The organism is Ruegeria arenilitoris (assembly GCF_013032445.1).
GTDB lineage: Bacteria > Pseudomonadota > Alphaproteobacteria > Rhodobacterales > Rhodobacteraceae > Ruegeria > Ruegeria arenilitoris_F.
The window spans coordinates 1-24,448 of the sequence record NZ_WQCA01000008.1 but is presented as its reverse complement, the minus strand read 5'-3'; the positions used below and the strand labels follow the sequence as shown (position 1 = coordinate 24,448).

17 protein-coding genes, 1 tRNA gene and 1 pseudogene are annotated in these 24,448 nt (G+C 54.6%); 11 read left to right on the top strand and 8 right to left on the bottom strand.

The genetic code is table 11. The features are described 5' to 3' along the window. Positions 1 to 226: 226 nt before the first annotated feature. A complete protein-coding gene (locus GOW98_RS12725; protein ID WP_170332560.1) occupies positions 227 to 1,141 on the bottom strand; it encodes a LysR family transcriptional regulator in 915 nt (304 codons plus the stop codon). 97 nt (positions 1,142 to 1,238) lie between these two features. Here GOW98_RS12725 and GOW98_RS12720 point away from each other — a divergent pair, with 97 nt between their 5' ends. Together GOW98_RS12720 and GOW98_RS12715 are read left to right on the top strand one after the other, a co-directional pair. Beyond that, a complete protein-coding gene (locus GOW98_RS12720; protein WP_170332559.1) occupies positions 1,239 to 2,765 on the top strand; it encodes a sulfatase family protein in 1,527 nt (508 codons plus the stop codon). 38 nt (positions 2,766 to 2,803) lie between these two features. Continuing rightward, complete coding sequence (locus GOW98_RS12715) at positions 2,804 to 4,390, top strand: ABC transporter substrate-binding protein (protein ID WP_170332556.1); 1,587 nt, start codon at positions 2,804 to 2,806, stop codon at positions 4,388 to 4,390. Between the two features lie 357 nt (positions 4,391 to 4,747). Here the strand turns inward: GOW98_RS12715 and GOW98_RS25775 are convergent, their stop codons facing one another. After that, positions 4,748 to 5,308, bottom strand: a complete 561-nt coding sequence (locus GOW98_RS25775) for a hypothetical protein (protein ID WP_254437995.1) — start codon at positions 5,306 to 5,308, stop codon at positions 4,748 to 4,750. 1,680 nt (positions 5,309 to 6,988) lie between these two features. On the opposite strand from GOW98_RS25775, the pseudogene GOW98_RS26480 reads away from it, so the two are divergent. Then, positions 6,989 to 7,318 (top strand): annotated as a pseudogene (locus tag GOW98_RS26480) (integrase arm-type DNA-binding domain-containing protein); the annotation flags it as partial. Positions 7,319 to 7,361: 43 nt separating this feature from the next. After that, positions 7,362 to 7,598, top strand: a complete 237-nt coding sequence (locus GOW98_RS25770) for a hypothetical protein (protein WP_254437994.1) — start codon at positions 7,362 to 7,364, stop codon at positions 7,596 to 7,598. A 210-nt stretch (positions 7,599 to 7,808) separates the two neighbouring features. Here the strand turns inward: GOW98_RS25770 and GOW98_RS25765 are convergent, their stop codons facing one another. Together GOW98_RS25765 and GOW98_RS25760 are read right to left on the bottom strand one after the other, a co-directional pair. Continuing rightward, positions 7,809 to 8,669, bottom strand: coding sequence for an alpha/beta-hydrolase family protein (locus GOW98_RS25765; RefSeq protein WP_254438003.1), 861 nt, complete (start codon positions 8,667 to 8,669; stop codon positions 7,809 to 7,811). Beyond that, a complete protein-coding gene (locus GOW98_RS25760; RefSeq protein WP_367646841.1) occupies positions 8,651 to 9,334 on the bottom strand; it encodes an alpha/beta-hydrolase N-terminal domain-containing protein in 684 nt (227 codons plus the stop codon). Before GOW98_RS25760 ends, GOW98_RS25765 begins: the two co-directional genes overlap by 19 nt. Positions 9,335 to 10,715: 1,381 nt before the next feature. Here GOW98_RS25760 and GOW98_RS12695 point away from each other — a divergent pair. Next, positions 10,716 to 10,800 (top strand) — tRNA-Leu (locus GOW98_RS12695). Positions 10,801 to 10,913: 113 nt separating this feature from the next. Here the strand turns inward: GOW98_RS12695 and GOW98_RS12690 are convergent. The 3 genes from GOW98_RS12690 to GOW98_RS26080 all read right to left on the bottom strand — a co-directional run bounded on the left by GOW98_RS12690 (position 10,914) and on the right by GOW98_RS26080 (position 13,956). Continuing rightward, complete coding sequence (locus GOW98_RS12690) at positions 10,914 to 11,180, bottom strand: hypothetical protein (protein WP_170332552.1); 267 nt, start codon at positions 11,178 to 11,180, stop codon at positions 10,914 to 10,916. Between the two features lie 1,530 nt (positions 11,181 to 12,710). Next, entirely contained in the window at positions 12,711 to 13,208 is a 498-nt protein-coding gene (locus GOW98_RS12685; protein ID WP_170332550.1) for a hypothetical protein, read from the bottom strand. Further along, positions 13,201 to 13,956 carry a helix-turn-helix transcriptional regulator gene (locus tag GOW98_RS26080; protein WP_170332548.1) on the bottom strand — a complete coding sequence of 252 codons (756 nt, stop codon included), beginning with the start codon at positions 13,954 to 13,956 and terminating at the stop codon, positions 13,201 to 13,203. The genes GOW98_RS12685 and GOW98_RS26080 overlap by 8 nt, the downstream gene beginning before the upstream one ends. Before the next feature lie 604 nt (positions 13,957 to 14,560). On the opposite strand from GOW98_RS26080, the gene GOW98_RS12675 reads away from it, so the two are divergent. From GOW98_RS12675 to GOW98_RS12655, 5 genes are all read left to right on the top strand, one after another. Then, positions 14,561 to 16,924 (top strand): hypothetical protein, encoded by a 2,364-nt coding sequence (locus tag GOW98_RS12675; RefSeq protein WP_170332547.1) that lies wholly within the window; start codon positions 14,561 to 14,563, stop codon positions 16,922 to 16,924. A gap of 130 nt (positions 16,925 to 17,054) precedes the next feature. Further along, on the top strand, positions 17,055 to 19,004 hold the full coding sequence (locus GOW98_RS12670) for a type I secretion protein (RefSeq protein ID WP_170332545.1): 1,950 nt from the start codon (positions 17,055 to 17,057) through the stop codon (positions 19,002 to 19,004). 37 nt (positions 19,005 to 19,041) lie between these two features. Continuing rightward, positions 19,042 to 21,276: a type I secretion system permease/ATPase gene (locus tag GOW98_RS12665; RefSeq protein ID WP_170332544.1), complete on the top strand. Its 2,235-nt coding sequence runs from the start codon at positions 19,042 to 19,044 to the stop codon at positions 21,274 to 21,276. An 11-nt stretch (positions 21,277 to 21,287) separates the two neighbouring features. Further along, on the top strand, positions 21,288 to 22,640 hold the full coding sequence (locus GOW98_RS12660) for an HlyD family type I secretion periplasmic adaptor subunit (protein WP_170332542.1): 1,353 nt from the start codon (positions 21,288 to 21,290) through the stop codon (positions 22,638 to 22,640). 79 nt (positions 22,641 to 22,719) lie between these two features. After that, on the top strand, positions 22,720 to 23,094 hold the full coding sequence (locus tag GOW98_RS12655; protein ID WP_170332540.1) for a rhodanese-like domain-containing protein: 375 nt from the start codon (positions 22,720 to 22,722) through the stop codon (positions 23,092 to 23,094). 4 nt (positions 23,095 to 23,098) lie between these two features. Here GOW98_RS12655 and GOW98_RS12650 read toward each other — a convergent pair whose 3' ends face one another. Then, positions 23,099 to 23,899 (bottom strand): alpha/beta fold hydrolase, encoded by an 801-nt coding sequence (locus GOW98_RS12650; RefSeq protein ID WP_437436859.1) that lies wholly within the window; start codon positions 23,897 to 23,899, stop codon positions 23,099 to 23,101. Between the two features lie 49 nt (positions 23,900 to 23,948). On the opposite strand from GOW98_RS12650, the gene GOW98_RS12645 reads away from it, so the two are divergent. After that, positions 23,949 to 24,323, top strand: a complete 375-nt coding sequence (locus GOW98_RS12645) for a hypothetical protein (RefSeq protein ID WP_170332538.1) — start codon at positions 23,949 to 23,951, stop codon at positions 24,321 to 24,323. Positions 24,324 to 24,448: the final 125 nt, after the last annotated feature.

Below are 24,448 nucleotides of genomic sequence, written 5' to 3'. Positions count from 1 at the left end.
TGCAACTCCAAAACCTCTCGCAAGAATATCCCGAGAGAAAGATCTCATTACCGTCGCGGACTGGCAGCGGTGGCGCGTGCGTCGGCGGAGCTTACATTCAGGGGCAATCTTCACCCGAAGATCCTGGTCACCGTTGCGAAAACAAAAGTTGGGATTTGTACTTGCAGCGAATGGCTGCAATGAGGAATGCGACCACAGCATTGATATGCCATGGCCAATTACAGCGCTAATTTTTTTCTCGGAGTCGTTTGATCCACGAGACGACGCGTTCGATCTCTTCGATCAGGCAATCTTGAAAATCCCTGTCGATCTGTGAAGCGTTGATGCCAATCGGCTCGACGACTGCGAACCGGTAGAGAGGAAGGTCTTCGACGATCCGCGGCTGCCCCTTGTTCCCCTTCCACCAATGACAAGCCGTAAAAGCATCTACGACAGGTAGCCCACCACAAGTTTTGCAGAGAGTGAGTGCAGCTAAAGATGTTTCGACAGTCACTGGCGGGTGCTCACCTACTGGTAAATCGCTAAGCGACAATGCACTCTCAACCTCGTTGCGAAGCCCGATAATCTGATAGGGCGCCATCTGATCCAGTTTCAGCGCCCCCTGATCTGCGGACAAGGGATGACCTTCGGGAACAAAACAAACATGCGGCAAGCTCCCTTCGTATAAGATGTTCATTTCCTTCAACGAACGGGACACATAGGCGAAACCTGTTCTCATCGCTCCGAAACGGGCATAGTCCAGTATCCAGTTCGAAGATCGCACCCGCCAATCGATCCGAATGTTCTTTTCCGCTATGTTCAGCCGCTTCAAAGCCTGAGGCACGATATCCAAAGAGGCGGCGGTTATTGTAGCGATGGATAAAGATCCGCGATCCTTTCGAGCGATCTGAGTTGCGACCTCGTCCAGGTTCGCAAGGGCCAGAAAGTTGCGTTCAACCTCTTGATAGAATTCCTCGGCTTCGGGGAGCGGCGTCACACCCTTACTTCGGCGACGAAACAAGGGCACGCCGAATTCCCGCTCCAGATCTGACAATAGCCGACTGACGCTGGGTTGTGACAGGTTCAACCTGCGACCAGCAGCGGAAACCGACCCGGTTTGCATGATTGCAGAAAAGACTTTGAGTTGGTTGTGGGTGAACATAGATATTTGGTTAACAAATATCATATAAAACAGATAGTATTATTTCAAATGTAAGGTCCGTGATACTGTCCCGTTGTTTTGGGGTGCAGTGCTAAAAATGAAGAAGAATGTCATTTTGATTATGACGGACCAGCAACGCGCAAACAGTCTGGGTTGCACTGGAAACGAGCATGTCAGGACACCGAATATAGATGCGTTGGCCCAGCGGGGCGCTGTCTTTACCAAGCATTTCACACCGCACCAAATCTGCTCTCCAAGCCGGTCCACGTTGTTCAGCGGTCAATATGCAAGGTCGCACGGTCTTACGCGCAATGGGGTTGCCTTGCCTGAAGACCTGCAACTGATAACCCATGATTTTCAGGCCGTGGGGTACAAGACCCATGGGATAGGGAAGTTTCATTTCCAACCCATTCTGGCCGGGCCAGAGCATCTGATGCCGGACTCGAACGCCTTTTGGGACTTACCGGAAAGTGAGGGATGGCGCGGCCCCTTTTACGGGTTTGACACGGTCGACATGCTGATTGGAGAATCCGTTAGCGCAACGGAAGGTGGGCATTATGCCCGGTGGCTGGAGACCGTTGCCCCGGGGGCAGCTGACCTCTATCTGCCTGAAAACGCGCTTGAACCGCAATCCGGGGATATCGACGAAGTTTGGAAATCGGCCATCCCTTTCGATTTGCATTACAACTCTTGGATCACAGATCGGGCTTGCGAATTTCTGTCTGAAAATGATGGGTCAGACCCGTTCTTTCTGTTTGTCTCATTCCCTGACCCGCACCACCCATTCTCGCCCCCTGCGCCATGGTGCGACATGTATGATCCGGCAGACATGCCGATGCCCGCGCACATACCGGATGAGTTGGCAGCGATGCCGTCTTTCCTGCGCGACGGTGACAATGATGAAAAAGACAAAAGCTACGTCGACTTTCTGCGCGATCCGGGACCACCGCGCGAGCAAGGATTTCTGCAAACCACATCGAAGTTCTCGGATGACTCCATTCGCCGTGCGATCGCCTATACCAATGGAATGATCTCGATGATTGACGATTGCGTCGGGCGGATCATGGCACAGGCAGAGCAGCAGGGTCGTCTTGAAGATACGGTTGTCATTTTCACCTCGGATCATGGGGAACTCCTGGGCGACCATGGGCTGATCCGAAAAGGCCCCAGCCCTTACAGATCCCTCTTGCAGGTACCGCTGATCGTCGCAGGTCCGGGCATCGAACCTGGTGAACGTAATGGAACGACAAGTCATCTGGATTTGCGCGCGACCCTGCAGGATTATCTGGAACTGAAATACCAGCCGACTGAAGGGGTCTCGTTCGCTCACCTGATGACGCATTCAGACGGGTCAGGACGGCAAGAATTTTTTGCCGAGTATCATCCACGCACGCGCATGGACACTTACAATCAAACGGTAATGACAGATGAATGGCGCGTCACAATCTACCCTCAGAACCCAAATTGGGGAGAGATGTTCGATCTGCGCAACGATCCGGGTGAGCACGTCAATCTCTACTTCAAAGAAGAGTATCGCGGCAAACGTGACGAGATCATCGAAAAACTGTCACAGCGCTTTCCGCCAGCCGCAGATGCAGGCGGTGTGTCACTTGCAACCTATTAGTCAAATCTAAGCTCTCAAACGACAACGGGGAAACCACCATGAACGAACACATCAAGTATCTGGCAAAACAGGCGGCCATGGGCAAAATGCCCCGCCGTGAATTTCTTGGGAAGGCGTCTGCCTTGGGGCTGGCAGCGGCAACGGCCAATCTGGCGATGTCGTCAGCGGTCAAAGCCGCTGGTCCGCAGAAAGGCGGTACCATTCGCGTTGGTATCCAGGGCGGCGGCACGACCGACAGCCTTGATCCTGCGACTGCCGCAAACTCGACTGCCAATATGGTCGCCCGCCTGTGGGGTGAGACGCTTTTGGCGCTTGCACCTGACGGCGGTCTTGAGCCCAAAGTTGCTGAAAGCTTCGAGGCTTCTGCCGACGCAAAAACATGGACGTTCAAGATCCGCGACGGCATTACATTCTCTAACGGCCAGCCCGTCACCGCCGAGGATGTTCTGCAGACCATCGACCGACACTCGAACGAAGAGACCAAATCCGGGGCGTTAGGTTTGTTGCGTGGTATCGCCGGCATGCGGACGGATGGCGACCTGTTCATCGTTGAGTTGGAGGCGCCCAATGCAGACCTCCCATATCTGCTTTCGGACTATCACCTGGTAATCCAGCCCGGTGGCGGCAAGGAGGACCCTGCCGCCGTAATTGGCACTGGCCCCTATATTTTGAAAGCCGCCGATATGGGTGTGCGTTTCGTGGCCGAACAGAACCCCAATCATTGGGATGACAATATTGGCCATGCCGGCACAATCGAAGCGATTGTCATCAACGACAACACCGCACGTGTCGCGGCGCTTCAATCCGGTCAGGTCGACATGATTGACCGGGTGCCACCCCGTACCGCGCGCCTTGTTGACCGTGCACCCGGAGTTACCGTCCGCTCGACTTCTGGCGCAGGCCATTACGTTTTCATCATGCACCTTAATACGGCGCCGTTCGACAATCACGATCTGCGGATGGCTTTGAAATATGCTATCAATCGTCAGGAAATGGTAGACAAGATCCTCTTTGGCTATGGCTCTGTGGGGAATGACACACCCATCAACGGCTCTTATCCAATCGCGACCGAGTTCGAACAGCGGGATTACGACCCGGACAAAGCGGCGTTCCACTTCAAGAAATCGGGTCATAGCGGGCCAGTCACGCTTCGGTCGTCTGAGAACTCGTTCCCCGGCGCATTGGATGCGGCCGCGTTGTTTCAGCAGTCCGCAGTTGCCGCGGGTATAACACTGGACGTAAAGCGCGAGCCCAATGACGGCTACTGGTCCGAAGTTTGGAACAAGCAACCCTTCTGCACCAGCTACTGGGGTGGCCGTCCGGTTCAGGACCAAATGCTGTCCACAGCCTATTTGTCTACAGCGGATTGGAACGACACCCGGTTCTTCAACGAGCGTTTTGACCAAATCGTCATCGCGGCGCGCGCAGAGCTTGATGAAGCGAAGCGCAAGGAAATGTACGCGGAAGCCTCTGCTTTGATCCGTGATGACGGTGGTCTGATCTGTCCGATGTTCAACGACTTTGTCGGTGCGACTTCGGATCGGATCGACGGTTGGGTCGACGATCACAAAGGCTTTGACCTGATGGATTTCCGGGCACCATTGAAAATGTGGGTCGCCGCTTAAACGCGCGATTACCGGGCTTGCCCATGAACAAGAGCAGCTCTTCTCGCGAACTGCTCCTGTTCAAAAGGCGACACTAACCAACGATTTAAACAGAAATGGCGTGTTGGTCAATGATTGGCATCAAGAGTCCTGACGAGATGAATAAAGTCAGCATCCATCCTGGTTCTCAGTTTCCAAAGCCAGATGTCTCATCGCTCAATGGTCAACTTCGATCCACTCTGTGAAATCTTGTGCCGGATGCGTCCGAGGCAGTCACAGGACTCACTGCAGTTGAATAAGCTTCAGATTCGAAGAAACTCTTCGGCGAGGGCAGTATAATTGGCTCCGCCATACAGGAGCCGGCTTCCAGAAACGCGTTCAGGGTTTAAGAACACGAACCCCAGGAATGGAACCAAGCCGTTCAAGATCCTGTTCATACAATTCGGTAAACGCGTCTACGACTTCGATACTCCAACCGGGCAGATCCAGTTCTTCTTCGATTTCACCCGGCTTTGCGTGGTTTTCGAAAATACGAGCCATGTTTTCGTGCAGGCTTGCCTCACTTGGTTCGGCATCCTGATGGGACAACTCCAAGACTTCCTTCTGACCCGTTTCGTCCAGCAAAGACAGCAGCAGATCGTGTTCGTCTACTAGTGGGGTGTCTTCGCTCAGGTCACCCAGAGCACGAATGATGTCTCCCCAGATAAAGGGGGTGTCTTCGTTGCCCCATAATGTAATTTGAACTCCGGGCGCGAGATCTCGGATGTCTTCGATCATGCCAATCCAACTCAGACAGCTCAGATCTGTATTCCGAATAGCGTCGGCGCGTTCCTGTTCCGGCAATGACATCAGCAGTTTCGGGATGAAACTACCCGGGTTTCTGAGCCCCATGAAAAGTTCGATCTGATGGTCGCGGAAGTTTTGCTCCAAAAAGGCCATTCTGCGGCCTGCAAGAGGGTACAGGTGCCCTTCCTTTAGAGCCGATACCGTTTCTCCCACGAAGCTGCCGCAGGAGTATAAAACCCGCGGGGTATTTGCACCGACCGGCAAAGTCTCATCAGGGTTCTGTTGCGAGTTTAAGTCGTTAGATGCGGCCTCAAACTTGTCAAAAGCCGGTTTGAACACGCGTCTGTAACGTCGCGGACCAAAAACCGTCACCCCGTTTGCCGCCAGTGTGGAGGCATTTTTTGTCAATGAAGCCAGCACCCGACCTTCGTCGGTAAACGCCGCGCCTGCGTGGATAGCAACCTGCATCTTCGGTTCGTGCCCTTGCTTGTGCCCCGTTCGTCGAGTTACAGGCTGCGACAGGAGCAGTCAAACCCACGCCATTCTGAGTGATGGGGCATTGCCAAGTGATGAACACCGCAAATCCCCGAGTTACATTATTTATATAGGCTTGCGGTCCACTACAAGTGAAAGTAATTGACGCCAAGTGCCCCTTTAGCCAAGTTAATAGAGATACTGATTTGTAATCAGCAGGTCCGCATTTCAAGACTGTGTAGGCAAGGCGCCTCCCGGATATCAAATAACTGTTCCGTAAACCTCAGATTATTTAGCGTGACTTACCGTCTCGTACAGGGACGTTTGCGGTGAGGCAGATCTCGGATATGTTCATCTCTCGTTGACGCCCGAGCACCTCGACCGCAAGGCAAGTATGCCTACAATTCTTCGAGTTGCGGAAAACCCTATAGATCAGTGTAAAAAGCCGCAGACAGCCTTTTCAGATGATGCCAACAATCGAACCAGTGTTTTCTGCGATATCTGGGAAATGGAAGTTCACAAACAGGCATAACCAGTGCTTGAGGACAACGTCACGAACTACGAAATTTAGCGGGTTGCGGGTCTGAAATTTTTGCCATATACGCCTGCTCATCCAGTGGGACGGCGTCCGAGGAACAAGGGTTAAAGTGTTCCGAAGTTCGTCCTGACTTTTGACGCTTAGCCGTTTGATTGGCTTGATCCAAGAATGAATTGGGTCTGGTCATGTCGAAGAAGCGAGGCAAAAAGGTGCCCCTATAGCTCAGCTGGTAGAGCAACTGATTTGTAGCGCCGCCTCAAGCTCTAATTCTGAGGCAAAGTTGCAGCCCTTGATGGAAACGTTAAGGTGAACTGGTGTCAAATTCGGGGAAACCTGAGCAGGTAGTGCTGCTGGCAATCCCGAGCGAAGCTTTCCGAGGCAACTCGGATTGAACGTGTAGAGACTTGACGGCACCCACCTAAAGCCCTCCGGGGTCACGGTGAAGAGAAAGTCCAGACCACAAAGCGCTCTGTGCGTGGCGGCGAAAGTCGTAGTGGTATGAATCAGTAGGTCCGCGGTTCGAGTCCGTGTGGGGGCACCACTTCAACATCCAGTTGCGTCCGGTTTCGACTGATAGTAGTTTGTATTAGCAGGATTTCTACTGTCGGATTGTCCGATGTTGTCCTGCTGCGTGCGCTAAAATCTACTCCCCAATTGGGTACGTACCGCACGGTGACTGGAAGGTACCCCCAATGCCTGTTTTGAGCAACGCACGGATTCGGGCTCTGAAACCTAAGGAGAAGCCCTACAAACAGGCCGATTCTGACGGGCTTTATCTGCTGGTGAAGCCGAACGGTTCGAAACTATAACGCTTCAAGTATTGTTGGCTCCAAAAGGAAAAGCTGCTGGCGCTGGGTAAGTATCCTGAAGTGACATTAGCCGATGAGAGACGGAAACGTGATTGTGCCCGCAGCCTGATCGCTAATGGCGAGGACCCTTCCAGAGTTCGCAAAGCCAAAAAAGCAAGAGAAGAGGCAGAAAACAACGCTACCTTTTCCAACTTGGCGGCAGAACTACTGGAAAAGAAGCGCAGCGAAGCCCGTGCCGAAGCAACGCTGGCAAAGACCGCCTGGTTTCACCGGCTGCTTTCCGCAGGCATCGGGCAAATACCGATCACGCAAATAACAGTATGGGATATTCTAACTCCGCTGCAGAAGATGGAGAAAAAGTGTAATCACGAAAGCGCCGTACGGATTGCGATATGCTGCCGGGGCTGTCTTTCGCTATGCCATCGCCCTGGGACTGGCGGACAACGATCCGACCTATGGTTTGAAGGATGCCCTGATCCGGACCCAGGTGCAGCACCGCGCGGCAATCACAGATCCGGCGCAGGTCGGTGCATTGCTCCGGGCTATCGACGGGTTTGCCGGTCAAAGAACTACGCGCCTCGCGTTGCAACTACTCGCATTGACTTACGTTTTAGCGTCCTGAATGATTGCACCTATTAGTAATTTGCTGAAATGTCAGCGGCCGCTTTGTCCGCATAGAAGTCGTTCACGCCTATTATGGCGAACGACTGCATAGAGCCCGAAGCAAACGCTCGCCTTGCGCGCCGTTTCTCAGTATTGCGATTAATCTCTCAGCTTCTAGCGACGGCCTGTGCCGAGTTCGCAAGACAGGTTAAGGAACGTCAACACTGGTTCACCGGTTCGGGCATCCAAGCTGGTACCCGATATCGCAATGCGCTTTCAGCCGTTTGGTGTCAGTAGCAGTCCAGTCCGCAGGGGCCGTGACCTCGACCCAGGGCGAGATGTAATCCTGCGCAAAATAGGCGTGGCCATGTCCTGGTGGCGTGCCAAAAGATAACGCCATGTCGAGGGCCAACTGAAACTGCGTGACTACCGGGATGAAGACAAGATGCTTTGAAACATCTTCAGCTGGAGGCTCGTTCATCCAGGGCGGTGCCCGCCAAAGCGAACTCGGATCGTAGAAGACGATCGGATCGCTGGAATACTGCAGGAATACGATCCGCATCTCCCCCCAGTCTGCGATGGCTTGAGAAGCATCCGAGAAGTGCGACGCAAATCGGACGAACGATCCGTTCCCAATGATAGGGAGCACCCATGGACTGCTAGGTTCGCGCGCGTTCTGCGCTTGCTGCCAGAACCGTGACGGAAACGGCGGACCTGCCCAAAAAGCCCCATCGATCGGGTCGTCGGCAAGTCGGAAGAGGTTTGTGGCGTACATCGACGACCAAGCACCAAGACTCAGACCGTGCACGTAAAATCTTGGGCGGCGATCCTTTGGCAGCGTCCGCCAATAGGAGTGCACCACGTCGAGAAGCGCGGTTGCCTGATCGAGGCCGGTCCGGGTTTCTAGAACTAAAGCCAGAGGCGATTGTAGGTAGGAATACTGGGCGCTAACCGTCGCGATGTCGCCATTGTGCATGTATTCCACCGGATCGTGAGAACCCGGGTCCATCCAACCGGTTCCTGTGGGGCTAGTAACGATCAGAACTTCCCGATCAAAAGCCCTCAGCCGTTTTAGCTCGGCAAGTGCCAGTTCGGCCCGCTCTTGCGGTGACTCGCCGTTTGCCCGGCCGACATAAACCCGTATAGGGTCCAGCGCGGGTTTGCCTGAGAAGGCGGAAATCGCTTGGCGTCCGGGCCACCCAGGACGAAATCTCGGCCGGGCTGACCCATCGCCGCCCAGTCAATCAGAGACGCTTCGGAACCGGCCTGATCCGGTCTTTCGGGCAGGTCAGGCGCGACATCAAATAGCATCTGAGCAGCCTCATAACTTTCATCGAGGCCCGTGACCACCCGGTCGAAAATGCCGTCGCGGGTGACGACGAAGAGCAGCAGGGCGACCGTCACAACGCCCAGAACATTGGCCCGGCGCGGCGGCATGAAGCGATAGAAGCGGCCCCTGACCCATCGGAACAGGGCAGCCACGAGCGCGCCGATCAGAAAAAAAAGCGCAAAGGTTCCGGTCCCTGCCAATAGGATCTGCGCCAGGTGCTTTGCATCTGCAAGCTCCATCCCCATTTTTGCGCGTAGCTCATTCTGCCATTCAAAGCTGAAGGTCAGCGCCCATATTGAAAATCCGGCAACAAGAGCTGCAAAGACAATGTTACCGACAAGCGCTAGACGTCCGCGCATGCGCGGCAGATCAGCGGCCTGCCAAATCAGTTCGAACACACGCCCTAGAAGGTAGCCAAGCGCCACCAAGATCCCGCCTAATAATCCTTGAACCATCGGCTCGCGTGGAATAAGGGAGGGGGTCAGCGAGGCCGCAAAAAACAGAAGACCTAAAAGCAGGCACGGGAGGGATACTCCGTCAATCAGTGGTCTTATCCACCGCACAATCGTTCCTCCACGAACCAGGAAAACTCAGTCAGCTTAGTGAAACGCAGCGCGATGGGCCATGTTTATTGTGCAAGTTCCGGGGTATCGCAAGCGCCGGAGCTTTTGCGGTCCCTCTCCCTGAAGAGGCACATAATGCTTGAAACGGACATGGCCGCTTTGGGCTAACCGCGGTCATTTCCTACTCATGAGGCAATCACCGTTTTGTCCGCTTAGCGGTCACTAAAGCATGCATAAGCGAATGATCAGGTTACTGCATTCAATGTTCAAACCGCTGAAGCTGGCTCGCTGCCAGATTGATCGCAAAGCTCGTATCATACGAACGACTGGTTTTTGAGGGCGTAGTTGTGCTCAAGGTCAAAATTGGCCTCTACTTGGTAACGGTCACGGTAAGTACACTGCAAATGCAGGCGAGGCAATTTCGCTGCAGGGGGTACCATTAGGGGTATCATGCGGCTTGTGCAAAAATTCTTTAATTTAGAAGTATACATTTACCATATTTTTTTACGTGTGGGGCGCCATAAAAATCAATAAATATCAGTACTTTAAAGCTCATTCACTGGATTAGAAGGTGACACACGAGGTGACACTATGCCTCTAGTCATCGCTGAACTTGGAGCCATTGCGATCTCAGCGAAATACGTTAGGCGCGCCCATCTCCGACGCGATTCAAGATGCCTCTGAAGCAATTGAAGCGAACATGAATGAGTATGTTCAATAAAATGCGCGAAGCATGGCGAATCACAGATATGCTGAACAACACTTGAGAACGGTTTTTTCCCTTCAGGACACCGCCACTTGGGACCACGATGCCGCAGCCGACGGCAAGGCTATGCACCCGTTTTGATCGCCTGCCCAACGCCCCCTCCCGAATGGTCGGCCAAGATATGCCCGGCGAGAAGCGCAATTCCTGATCGAACAACGGAGGAAGCACCGCGTCATCAAACGACCGCATAGTGCTCTGGGACATCGCTGACCAGCCCGGGAAGCCTTGGTTGCGATGGCTCAGCCGGTCATGCGCCAAAAATCAATCCGGATCACGTAGATGGGTCCAATCATAATTGTTCGCATCAACGGATTGTGCTTTCGAACGTGAAAGCATCTGGGCTTTCTCCGATGGGAGCCCAGCACGGCCCGGTAGTGGAGCGACTTCTTCCGTGGCATGGCAACTTAGCGGCTTTTCAATCAGTTCGCTTGGCAGTAAGAGTTCCCGAGGTCACCAGCTTCAAGACATCGGTGGCACGCGGATGTGGCGAAACTGGTAAACGCAAGGGACTTAAAATCCCTCGCCCTAGGGCTTGCGGGTTCGATCCCCGCCATCCGCACCACATTTAAAAACAACTGGTTAGGCGGAAATGCTCGGCGGTTTCCAAAAAGGTGTTTTTCTTTACTCACAGTGCCAATTCACACTTTCCCGTACTGGTCTTGTTCTGTTCTCGTTTTAGAATCTGCACGTTTGGGCGGCCTTGGAAAGCATTCGACGGTCAGCCCGCTTGCGATAATAGGCGACCATTTCGGCTCTTTGATTGGTGACGGCCTGAATCTCGGCGTCTGAACACCCCGCCTCTGGCAGACGGACAATCGCCAGTTTTCGTAGCCCGTGCAGAACGGATTGTTTTGCATTGGGCCCCAGATCCTTGCGCCAAGCACGAAACGCTTTCTCTACGGCATGATACCCCAACGGCTGGGTTAGGCTCTTGGCCAGCACATGTTTGCCGCTTTTGGGCAGGGTGGCGAGGACAAGAACGGAACTGGCGATAACTCACAGTTCAGTGTGGATAACTGTATTGCGAAAGAGTTCTTCTAGGAGGGGAGTGCCGGTTCGTTCCAGAGTGTTACAAACTCGATTGAGTTTGGTCCCGCCAATACCGGCGATGCGCTGTTAACAAATACAACCGGCGATTATTCATCATGGCGTGACTTCATCACCCTGGACAACGTGAACAACCGCCAAGGTCAAGCCTACCTCGAAAGTCTGAATGCTTTGTGGAGCGGAGCCCCAGCCCCGACCGGGCGAGCGATTATGCTACCCGGTGGCCAGCCGCTCATTATCAACGGCCAGATTATCTCTGTAGGTTAAACCGTATGTACCCCACCAGACCAAGAAGCGCGGTAAACAGGAGGAAACCCCCGGCAGGAACTGGGACCGGGGCAATAGATACTTCCAGATTGTCGACCTGAAACCCGGCGCACCACTGTGGGCACCAGACTGTGTTTGGACTCGTTGTGGCGGGGAATTCTATGTCGCTATCTTGTCCCATTATCGCACTAGGAATACTTAGGGTCAGGTAAAGTTGATCGATAAGTCGAAAGGTCGCGTCAAAGAGAACAGTTGACCATTCCGAAGGCGCAACGGCCTGAGAAGCGACTACGGCCCCGTCTCTCAGCCCATAAAAATTGAGGAATGGGAGTGGCGCAAGCCCTGAAATCCCCCACTCAGACGCATCAGTTGGCGCGCCGGGTATAGGTCCCGATCCAGTCTTGTACACACGAGAGTAGCCCCGAACATCAATGCTGTGTGCGGAAAAAACAGATCCCTGCTCATGGGCGATTCTGGATGAGGTTATGCCGGAATCGTCGTGAAGGTAGATGTGATCGCCGCTAAGGTAGGTTACATCATAGAGGTACTCGAAACCTTGGCTCGCCCCTAAGAAACCACCAGGAACACTTGGATCAGTTCCTATATCATGGTCAAATGTAACCGTTGCCGCCCCGGCATTGGACGCGAATAAACAGGCTAAAGCCGCAAGAAAAATGCGCATCGTTACCCCCAAAAAGAATCAAATAATATGGACAGGGTAGCACCGTTCATGAAATCGGCAAAATCTACGCGGGCTGGATACTGCCGGTAGACTCAGGCATGAGCTATGAATGCTCGTCCTATACCTCACATGTCCCCAATGCACCTAAACCGGCATGACCCGGAATGAAAAGGCTATCGAAGCCCATAAGACAGTGAAACCATTCCGCTCCAAGTGCAGCAAGTGCGGGCATACCGAATCCTCTGACCAGTTCCAGCGCAGTCTATCGTTTTACAAGGATGTGAACCCGTATCCGCAGTCACAGGGGGGGAGGGGTAGGTTTAAAAGTACCACTCACACTTTCACCTTACGTTCTTGATATGTTTGTGTGAGTAAAAAGCGCTAAGCGGCTGTTTTTCAGCGAAGTCGATTGAACTTAAAATCCCTCGCCCTAGGGCTTGCGGGTTCGATCCCCGCCATCCGCACTATTCAATTGGTCAGACCGGAAATCCCAGTTTGCCGATAAGGTGCCAGATATCGCGGTTCGCTGCAGAAAGCTGTGCCACGATGTCCTCGATTTCCTGAATTGCCTTATCGTCCATGGTGTCTTCACGCCCCACTTTTATGTCGGTCTTTCGATCCGCGATACGCATCAGAATGGTCTTGGGGTTACCGCTGTCGGCATCGAACGAGTAAATACAATGATTGTACCTGTTGCGAATTGAGGACAGCTTGCTCAGTCGTTGAGTATGCTCGAGGATCGTATCGCGTATGTCGGCTGGACGACCGTCCATCTTGGCAAGCCGCTCGACAAGATCGATCCGGGCGCGCGTGGTATTGAGTGTCAGGAAAATGATGACCGCTACATCCTTGTTGGTGCCACTCAGGCCGGCAATCAGATGAATCAACAGGCTTTCGGTATTGGTCCACATGTAATTTAGCCTGCCGACCAGCAGGATCAGGCGGTCAAAGCGAGTTTCGAGCGTCTCAGTCAACGCTTTGCCCGTACGCGTCGTCTGCGGTTACTTTGAAGTAGAACTGCGCGGCTGCGGTTCGGTTGCTTACGCCGATCTTTCCCGCAACATTGTGCATGTGCAGTTTTACTGTGTGTTCGGTAATGCCGAGGTTCGCGGCGATGATCTTGTTGCTTTGACCTTTTGCGACCAGTTTCAGAACCTGTTTTTCCCGCCGTGTTAGCCGCGAATAGACCGGATGAGGCTCTTTCGGCTTTACACTGCTCGTACTCAGCAGACATGGCTTGTTCTGAGATCGGGGTGCGGATACGCAATCGGCAAGGAAGCTTGGCAGATAAAGTTCTTCATGCATCAGTAGCCGAAGAATAGAGCGCCACACGTCCGGTGCGACGTTCATTGGAAGATACCCGATATCTCCGAATTGTGCGCGATCCCAGGCTTCGAACAAGGCCCGCGCGGCGTCTTCTTTGCGGTAGGCTAAAGCCAGGCAGCCCGTCCCGGCTGCTTCGGTATAGACATGCGGGCGGGCAAGCAGATCATCCAGCATCATCTGATCAACGACCACCACTTTGCCTCCCAGCGGGACCTGGGCGCCTGCCGATGACAGGTCAGCGACATCTTCGTACCGATGTGCGGACACGCCGAATTCCGACTGAACACTTCGCAGAGTTTGATTTGAAAAGAAGAGTTCCTTGCCGATGAAATTGATCGAGAAATCTTCGGAACATACATTTATTTGGGCGGCACTATCCTGCAAAGGATTGCTCATTCTTTCCCCCTTTAAACCAACGCCATAAAATTTTTGGCGAAATCGTAAAAATAAACGCGGAGCGCAAAATAGCGGCAATTTTTCAGTTTTTGCCTAACTATTATACCTGAAAGTATATTTTTCTACAACAATCCGTGTTGACTTGACGATTGGGACTAGAACTTTTAGTTAGGTTCGTTGTGGCCAATTCCATAAAAGCAAAGCAATATTATAGATTTAACGGAATGGCCGAATTTCGGCCGTATTTTCGTGTGCGAGCTGATCAGTTTCGAGCACATCGTAAAAAAATAATTTAAAATTAACTAGTTGAACCTGTCTAATGCTTTAGAGCAGCTATTCAGACCTCTTTCCTGCTGCAACGATGATCCGGCTTCAATTTGGGAAGCACTGTTCCTGACGTGTCCGCGAATCGCGAATTAGCGTGAATTTCAATATTGCGGACAGTTCATCGGCTTAGCCGGGAAAGGGAGGTGGGAAACGAATTCACTGAACAACACCGCGTCATGCGCGTTCTGCGCTTGAGGCCAAATTTTTTATTTTAACCGCGCCGGTAGCTGCTTTGTAGATGAATGGTGGCCAGGCGCTCAATGAGTGGAAAATTGTTATGTCATCGAAACGTTATACTCCCTATGCTGAAGCCACAGCTGTTGGCGAAGTAAATATCGACGAGGCGCACATCCCGATTGAAGCCGACATTGATGTCGAAAACGCTGAAGTCGATGCGAACCTCAATGAGCAAGAGCAAACCAACGACAACAGCGTTGATAACGATCAGCAGCAGCAGCAGAAGCAAGATCAGAAGACGAAAGTCGATAACGAGAACGATCAGGATCAAAAACAGAAGCAAGATCAGGATCAGGACCAACATCAGAAGCAACAACAGCAGAACACAAACGGCGGTGACGACAGCAACGACAACTCGAACTCTGTTCACATCGACTTTGGTGGTGGCGAATGGATTCCCCGTGATGATGACCACGTCGACATTGATGTCTATGACGGCGGTTCGGTAGGGGACGTTATTACTGTTGGTGGCGACTACGATCCTGGCGACGACATTAATATCGATGTTTCGCTGGATGGCGCCGGTAACGATATGGCGTCCTTCAATAACCAGCTTGCAAGCTTGGAAGACAATGACGAATTGGGTTCTGCTCAGGTTGGTAATTGGGGCACGTTCGAACAGAACGGCGATGCATCCGGAGGTCATGCTGAAGCGAGTGAAGGCATCAGCGCCAACTCAACCGCCGGCGATTCCGGTAACGGTGGTTCAACAGAAGCTGGCGACGCAGACGCCTATGTAAAAGGTAGCAAAGCCGATGCCACTGGTGGTGATTCTGGCGACGCCAATGGCGACGCAGAAGCCGGCGATGGCGGCGACTCGGGCGACGCAAAAACAGCAAGCCTGGGTGTTGGTAAGTCGGAAGCGTCCGCCGAAGGCGACAGCGACGGCGGAGACAGCGGTGACGCTGACAGCAACTCCGAAGCTGACCAAGACAGCGATTCAGACGTAGATGCCGATGGTGACGGTGGTGATGGCGGAAACGCCGGTTCGATCGGCCTTGGCCTGGGTCTTGGATTGTCGAATGCCGACAATGACGCCGATTCTTCCGGTGGTGAAAACGACACCGACTCTGACGCAGATCAAGACAGCGATGCAGACAACGACACGTCGAATGGCGACGCAGACGGCGGCGACAGCGGCGCCGGTAACATCGGACTGGGTCTTGCTGGTGGGCTAGCGGCCAATCATTCAGACGGAACTGGCGGTGACGGTGACGGCGGTGACGGTGACGGTGGTTACGGTGACGGTGGTTACGGTGACGGTGGTTACGGTGACGGCGGTGACGGCGGCGACGGCGGCGACGGAGAAGGCGGTTACGGTGACGGCGGTTACGGTGATGGCGGCGACGGCGGTGACGGCGGTTACGGCGACGGCGGTGACGGCGGCGACGGCGGCGACGGCGGCGACGGCGGTGACGGCGGTAACAGAGGTCGTGACGAAAGCAGCAACGGCGGTGACGGTGGCGACGGCGGTGACGGCGCTCGCGGTGACGGTGGTGACGGCGGTGACGGCGCTCGCGGTGACGGCGGCGACGGCGGTGACGGAAATGGCGCCGAAGGTACTGCCGGTGATGGTGCTCGCGGTGACGGCGGTGACGGCGGCGACGGTAACGGTGGTGACGGCAATGGCGCCGAAGGTACCGGTGGCGACGGCGGCGGTGGCGACGGCAATGGTGGCCCTGCGGACGCAAGAGTTGATGCTGACGGCGTTGGCGATCAGGACGCAGACTCGACAGCCGGAGCCGGTGGTTTCAACGAAGCTGATGGTGCAGCAGATGCTAACGGAACCAGCACCTCGACGGCAGACGGCGTTGGCGGTGGCGGTGGCGCTGTTGACCAGGATGCAACCTCGGATGGTTCTGGTACAGGCTCTGCTGACGCGACCAACACAGCCGGTGATGGCGGGCTCGCCGAAGTCTTCGCAACGTCTGAAGTTGACGGAACTGCTGACAGCCTGTCCGAAGCTATCTCGGGCTATGGCGGAGCGGCAAACTCCGACAACGATGCAACCTCGACCGGAACGGGTGAGGCCACAGGTATGTCGGAATCGGGCATCGGTGGCGGCGGCGGTGCCGCACAAGCCTGGGGCGGAACCAGCGGTGACGCGAGCGGATTTGCTGAATCTGGCCACACCAATGGTGGCGTGAATACCGGTGGCAACGCATCGGGTGCATACTCGGGCGATGGCGGTGCCGGTGGCAGTGCAGGAAACTGGGGTTCGAACAACGACGGTGACGGCGTTGTAAGCGGTGAATCCTATGCATCTGCTGCTGCAGTGATCGATACGTCGGCCTTCAACCAGGACATCGTCATGGGTGCCAATGTTCTTGGCAACAACGTCGATACCACAATGGTTGGCGGTAACATGTCGTCCAGCTACTCCAGCGACGATACCGACGCGTAACTGAAAACAGAGCCCGCCCTTGAGCGGGCTCTGATTTCATTCAAGAAAACGCCGAGGCCGTATCGGGCGGCCTCGGCCCAACTTAACCTCAACCGGAAATTTTTGGCCGGGGCGGGGAAAGGACATCAATATGTCACTTGACAGTATTTCGGAACAAATTGCCCATTTTATTGGAACTTTTGAGCTAACCACAGAACAGGTTCGGTTACGGGATCAGTATGAAGAATTTGTCGCGCTGAAACGGAAAGCCGAACTGGAAGATTTGGAAGACCCCACTCGTATTGAGATTAAGGCAGACCTGAAGATGAACCCGGGTGAATACGACCCGTTGCCTTACAAATTTTTCGCTCCCCAAGAACAACTCACTTCAACCCCGGCAGATCCCGGACCGTTGAAAGAATCCGAGGTCAACCTCGGGTCAAGCCCAGGGCGCGAATTCACCCTTCCTGAGGGGTTCGAAGGCAGTGGAGCTGCCTTTCAACTAAACACTATTCAAATTGTGCCGGAATTTGTGACCGAGTTGATTGGGTCTGCAGTTACCTATACGTTCCAGACGATCAAATTGAACGACAATGATGTCGTTGGAGAAGGTGATTTCCGCGATTTGGAAACCCTGATCGCACAGGGCGAGGCGATGTTGGCAACAGCCTTGTCGCTGCATGTGATTTCCGGGTTCTCGATTGACGTCAATGAGTATTTGTCTGGCGAGGCGGTAGAGCGACTAATTGATCAGATTAACTCGTTTGTACACATCGAAATTGAAGGTGCCACAGTCGTTCAGTTCTACGGCGAAGATGCACATGGCGTTATCGTGAATGGTGAATATGTCGATGAGGCGCCTGATTTTAATGACTTGCTGCCGGAAAACCTCACGTCAGAGGAAGACGAGGAAACCGAACACGACTTTTCATATGCGATGCCGGATGAGTGGGACCAGCCCATAGACGCCGAATTCGAAGGTGGTCATTCTGTGGTCGCAGGGGGCAACCTTGCGGTTAACGAAGTTTCAATCAGCGTTGGCTGGGTTGACGCACCTAACATCCTGGTTGGTGGGCAATCCATAAACCTCGGCGTTGTCAGTCAGGTTGCAGTTGTAACCGACTTTGACGAGGGTGAACCGGGCGTGCAAAGCACGACCCACGTGGTTCAGTCTTCGGAAATTCTGGTCGAAGGCAACGAGGCGCCATGGCTAGAAGGTAACGTCGGCGAGGCTGGTGAAGACCCGTTTGTTGTCGTCGACTGGATTTCTGGCGATCTGCTGGTAACCAATTTTATCAAACAGATCATCGACGCCACGGATATTGACCACATTCATACCGAGATAACGGCCTCGTCCACGGCATATACGTTGGGTGAGAACATCATGACCAACGTAACCGACATTCTACAGTTGGGCAGTTTCTACGACATGATCATCGTTGGTGGTGACATGCTCTCAATCGATGTCGTGACCCAGACCATTGCGCTTATGGATAGCGATGTGGTTCACGGTGCGCACCCGACCGCGCCAGAAGAAAACCTTGTAATGAACGAGGTTTCTCTGACGACAACCGGCGAGGATACGCATGAAGAGATGAGTGACTCTTTGGCGGACGTCATTCCTATGCAGGAGGTCGACACAGATGCACTGGAAGATGCGCTTATGAACGATCCGATGTTCGCGGGTGCTGAGTTGGTGCGCGTGCTGAAGATTGAAGGTGATTTGCTACAGGTCAACGCCATCGAACAAGTGACCAAGTTGCAGGACGATGACGACATCTATGTTGACGCGAACAACGGGCAAGAGGTTTCTGCCATAGGTGCCGGCAACGCCATTCTGAACAAAGCCAATATCAAAAAAATGGGCGTTGATTCAGTGATTATGGCAAAGGAAGAAGAATACTCGGAGCTGATGCTGCATCAGGCGAGCATGTTCGAGAGCGCGCAAGAGGAAAAGGCCGAAATCGTTGGCGAGGCTGTCGCGCTTATGCTGGAAGAAATGGATGCAGCTGCCAACTCTAAGCACATGCCGGACCATCACAAGCTGACACCTTCGGAACAGGCCACCATCGACGATGGCCTGCAATCTATGCTAGCGTAGTAACCCTGTTTGTTACGAGTGACCTGAAAGTTTTAACATGTCGATTGTTTTTCTGTCGCGCCCGCGTCGATACGCCAGCCCATTGGATCGTAACGGCGGCGGCGTATCAAAACCGTCCAGCGCGGGCCAGTCCAAAAAGAAACCAAAGAAGATCCCCGGATTACGTCTAAGCGAAGATTTACGCATTGGTGATCCGCAAGACGGTAAACGGGAGGCAGTCGCCAAAAGCGATGCGAGCGCCGGCGAAACCGTGAAAGCAGAACCTGTACATCACGACGAAAAAGAGGAATCGCAATTACGCGCCGGACCTCCCCCCCGGTGCGAGCAGCCGCAGCCTGCCGAAGACAATGACCAACAGGGCAGCGGTGCTGGGGTGGCCGACGCCGAGAGCCCCGATCCGGAACCCGTCAATAAAACGAGCGACCGTACACCCCCCGCGTCGCGCTCGAATGGCGGTGATGGCATGGGCACCACTATCGAGGCCAAGGCGAACGAACCATTGCTGCGCAGCAATTCAGGTGGCGGCGATGGGAAAGGGCCACCCCAAACTTTCCATAAACGGACCCCGCCAGAAGATTTCCGGAAGACACTGCGCACTTCTTTGCGCGCGATCTATCGCAATTTGGCATTCGTGTTGGTCCTGACTTGTGCAACGAACCTTCTGATCCTGGCGATCCCGATCTATCTGTTCCAGATCAGTGACCGCGTTCTGACCAGCCGGTCGTTGGATACGCTGATCATGCTGACGGCCATCGTTGGCGGGGCCGTGATTTTCCAATCGGCCTTTGATGCGGTGCGGCGGTTCATGCTGATGCGTACTGCGGTCGAGGTGGCCGCCCGTCTGGGCGCCCCGGTTCTGAGCGCGGCTGCGCATGCCTCTTTGCATGGGAACGGTCGCGAGTATCAGACGCTGGGTGATCTGCAGCAAGTGCGTGGGTTTCTGGTTTCCGGCACGTTGATATCATTCTTGGACGTACCATTCGCGCCATTGTTCATACTGATGATCTTTTTGGTGCATCCGCAGCTTGGGATGATCGTGATCGTCACCGCCTTGCTGTTGGTGACCATCGCGTTCATCAACCAGCGTATGACGGCCAAGCCGTTTGCCGAGGCCAACAAGGCGCAGTCGATGGCAAACATGCATTTGGACTCAATGTCCCGAAACAGTCAAATCATCAACGCTTTGGCCATGATCCCCGAGGCCGTGCGCATCTGGGGCCGTGATACTGCGAAATCCCTGACTTGGCAGGTCCGCGCACAGGACCGAAACGTGATCTTTGCGGCCATTTCCCGAGCGGTGCGTCTGCTGACGCAGATCGCAATTCTGGGCTGGGGCGCGTTTCTTGCGCTGCAGGGCGAGATCACCGGCGGCATGGTCATCGCAGCTTCAATCATCGCAGGTCGTGCTTTTGCGCCGATTGAAGGCTCGATTGAAGGCTGGAATGCTTTCTTGCTGACACGCGCAGCCTATGGACGGATCAACCAATTGCTGTCCAATTCAGCGTTGCAATTTGAAAAGCTACGCCTGCCGCGCCCCGAGGGACGGTTGGATGTAGAGCGGTTGCTTTATGTGCCGGGCGGAACCAAACGGGTCGTGCTGAATGGCATCAGTTTTTCACTGAACCCGGGCGAGACGCTGGCGATCATCGGCAACTCTGGCGCTGGCAAGACCACGCTTGGTAAAACGCTGGTCGGGTCGGTCCTGCCAACTTCGGGCAGTGTACGGTTGGATTTGATGGACATCCGCAACTGGGATCCGCGTCAGTTTGGTGAAAGCATCGGCTATCTGCCGCAGGACGTGCAGCTGTTTCCCGGCACGATCAAGGACAATATCGGACGGATGCGCGAAGATGCGACGGACGAGCAAATCCATGACGCCGCCGTTCTGGCCGATGTCCACAACATGATCGCGACGCTGCCGCAGGGCTATGAAACCGTAGTGGCTGCGGATGGCTCACCCTTGTCCGGCGGTCAGAAACAGCGCATCGCATTGGCACGAGCCTTCTTTGGCAATCCGCGCATGGTGGTTCTGGATGAGCCGAACTCGAACCTAGACGTTGCCGGGGACAAGGCGCTTGCGCGGGCCATTGAACAGGCCCGGGAAAACAAGATTACCGTTGTGGTGATCACGCAGAAACCAACGCTGCTGAACGTGGTCGATAAGATCATGCTGCTGACGGATGGCCGTGTTGCGTTGTTCGGTCACCGCGAACAGGTTCTGCAACAACTGAACGGGCCGCGTAACAATCAGCCCGGCATACAGAAACAATAAGGGGGTGCGACATGAATGAACTGGTACCCGTAAACAACGACCCCAAGGACCCGGCGGTATGGTACGCCGAAGTTCCGCGTTCGATAAACCACTTGATAGTCATCGGGATGATCATGCTGGTTGTCTGCTTTGGCGGGTTCGGCATCTGGTCTTTCCGGGCACCTTTGGCTGCTGCAGTGATCGCGCAGGGCAGTTTTGTCGCTACTGGTCGCAACAAGATCGTCCAGCATCTGGAAGGAGGTATCATTCAGGATATCAAGGTTATCGAAGGCCAGGCTGTCAAAGCCGGGCAGGTTATGATGACGTTGGACCAGACCTCGGCCGAAGCCAATGAGCGTGAGCTGTTCATCCGCAAAATCCGCCTGCAGGCTATGTCGGAACGTCTGAATGCGGAATATGGCGAGCTTCAACGGCTGGAGTTTTCTCCCAACCTGATTGCCGCGTCGGATGATACCGAAGTGCTAAGCATCCTTGATGGGCAAAAGATCACCTTTGACCTGTCCCGCAAGACCTTGCTGAACGACATCGCTTTGCTTGAGCGCAACATGGAGGCGCTGAGAATTCGATCCAGCGGATTTGAGGCGCAGTTGGAAAGCATGGTCCGGCGTGCAGAAATCCTGCAGGAAGAGTTTGAAACCAAAGAAGCGCTTTTCGAAAAGGGCCTTGTACGCAAGGGCGAATTGAACACCATTCGCAGGGTTCAGGCCGAAGCCGAAGGCCAGCAGGCGCGTTTGCAGGCCGAGGCAGCCGAGATCAGCCAGATGCTGTTGAAATACGAGGAGCAGATTTCCCGTACCCGGGCAGCTTATCGCGAGGCTGCGCTGGACGAGTTGGGTGTGATAGAAGCCGATCTGGAAAGTGTCCGTGAAAAAGCGCGTCAGGCCCGCAGCGTTCTGGACCGCGCGGTCGTGAGGGCTCCGGTGACAGGAACAGTTGTGCGGCTGCACTATCACACGCCGGGCGGCGTGATCGAAACCGGTGAACCGATCGCCGAGATTCTACCCGCCGACGCGCCCCTTATCATTGAGGCTCAGATCCCACGCACCGAGATTGACAGCGTGGTGACCGGCCAGGACGCGACGGTGCGTCTGGTTGCCCTGAACCAGCGAACAACGCCGGTTCTGAACGGTCAGGTGTTCTATTTGTCGGCTGACTCGCTGATCGAAGAAACCAATGGTGCGCCGCAAGAGGTATACTTGGCCCGCATCTCGCTGGAACCGGAAGAGATCGAGCGCGTCCGAGGCTTTATTCCAACCCCTGGTATGCCCGCTGAGATCATGATCCAGACCGAAGAGCGCACCTTCGCGGCCTACATCGCAAAACCTGTGACAGACAGCATGTCGCGCGCTTTCCGCGAGCAATAAACAGGCTGGCCCTTGGGCAGGTCTACTCCTTCCGTTTTCTGCATGTTACTTTCCGGTGGGAAACACCGGAGGAATGCGTATGCCCCTGACCGTTAAAGACATGATCGAAGCCGCAAATGCCGTAGTCGAGCGTATCGACATGGGCACCGCGAAAGAACTGTTGGGGCAGGGCGGGTTGTTGCTGGATGTCCGTGATGCCATCGAGGTGCAGAAGTCAGGGCGGGCCAGTGGCGCGCATCATATCCCGCGTGGCGTGCTGGAATTCAGTGCTGACGAAACCCTGCAATCCCATGATCCCGAGCTTAGAAAAGACCGTCCGATTGTTCTGTACTGCGCCGCCGGTGGTCGCGCCGCGCTGGCGGGCAAGCTGCTGAAAGATATGGGGTATGAACGGGTCTATAACATCGGCGGTCTGACCGATTGGGTCAATGGCGGGGGCGAAGTCACCGCCTAAAGTGTCAGGCGTTCAGGAAGGCCCGAACCGCGGCTTCGAACTCGCGCGGTTTCTCGGCGTGTAGCCAGTGGCCTGCGCCGGGAATTTTGGCGAATTTGGCGGCGGGGAACATTCCACGGATCAGATCGCGATGCTCGGGCAGGACATAATCCGACTCGCCGCCCGACAGGAAAAGGGTCGGCCCTCCCCACGATGCATCCAAATCCGGGAAGCCCATGATCTTTGGCATCTCAGCCGCAAGAACATCGAGGTTCAGCAGCCAACGTTTCCCCTTGATATCAAGAGATTGGGTGAAAAAGCTTTGCAGAGTGGGCTCAACGCCCAACGCGGCCAGTTGCTCTGACGCGTCTGAGCGCCGTTCGACCTTTGAGAAATCAACAGCACGCATCGCCTCGATGAATTGAATCTGGCTGTGCGTGTAGGTCACCGGCGCGATGTCGGCGACCACCAGTTTGCGCAACAGATGCCCGTGTTGAAGGGCCAGCGTCATAGCGGCCTTGCCGCCCATCGAATGGCCCACCACGTCAGCTTTACCACCGAAATGTTCGATGACCTCAGCCAAATCATTGGCCAATTCCGGATAGCTGTGCTGATCGGTCCACATGCTGAAGGCGTGGTTGCGCATATCCACGGCCACAACCTGCCGTTCGTCCGCCAGACGCCGGGCAATTACCCCCCAGTTCCGGGCCGAGCCATAAAGCCCGTGCGCAATCAGCAGAGGAGGGTTCGCAGTCGGTTCGCCATGTATGATCGTATTCAGCATGAGGCTGTGATACCCGTCGCGATCAGAAACAACCAGCCCCATTGTCGCCTTCGTCTATGGCGGTTAAGTTGGCAGCTTCGGAGGCCGCGTCATGTCGGAAAATACAGATATCCAAAGCCAGATTGCGCAGACGGTTCAGCTGTTGCGCAAGAAACTGGGTGTAAAGGACAAGACGCTGGCGGAATCGATCCGCAAGGCCAAACGGCTGCTGCCCCGCCGTATATACAAACAGGCCTTGATGCTGGCGCATGCCGAGCCGATGGCAGCCCATCCAAAACTGCGGCTGGTGCTGGATACGCCAAAACTCGCGCGCGCGTCAGAAGAGGTTCAGGCCCATCTGAGCGGGATCAACCGCGCCGACCGGCGGATGGGCTGGTTTCTGGGAATGCTGGGCGGGCTGGCGTTCAATCTGCTGGCGCTGCTTGTGCTGCTGATCATTTTCCTGCGGTGGCAGGGGTTTATCTGACCCGCGTCAAAAAGAACGGCGCCCATCGGGCGCCGCTCAGGTCTTTGATTTTAAACCTGATTACAGGTTAGGATAGATCGGGAATTTGGCGCAGAGGTCTGCGACCTCGGCTTTGACCTTGGCTT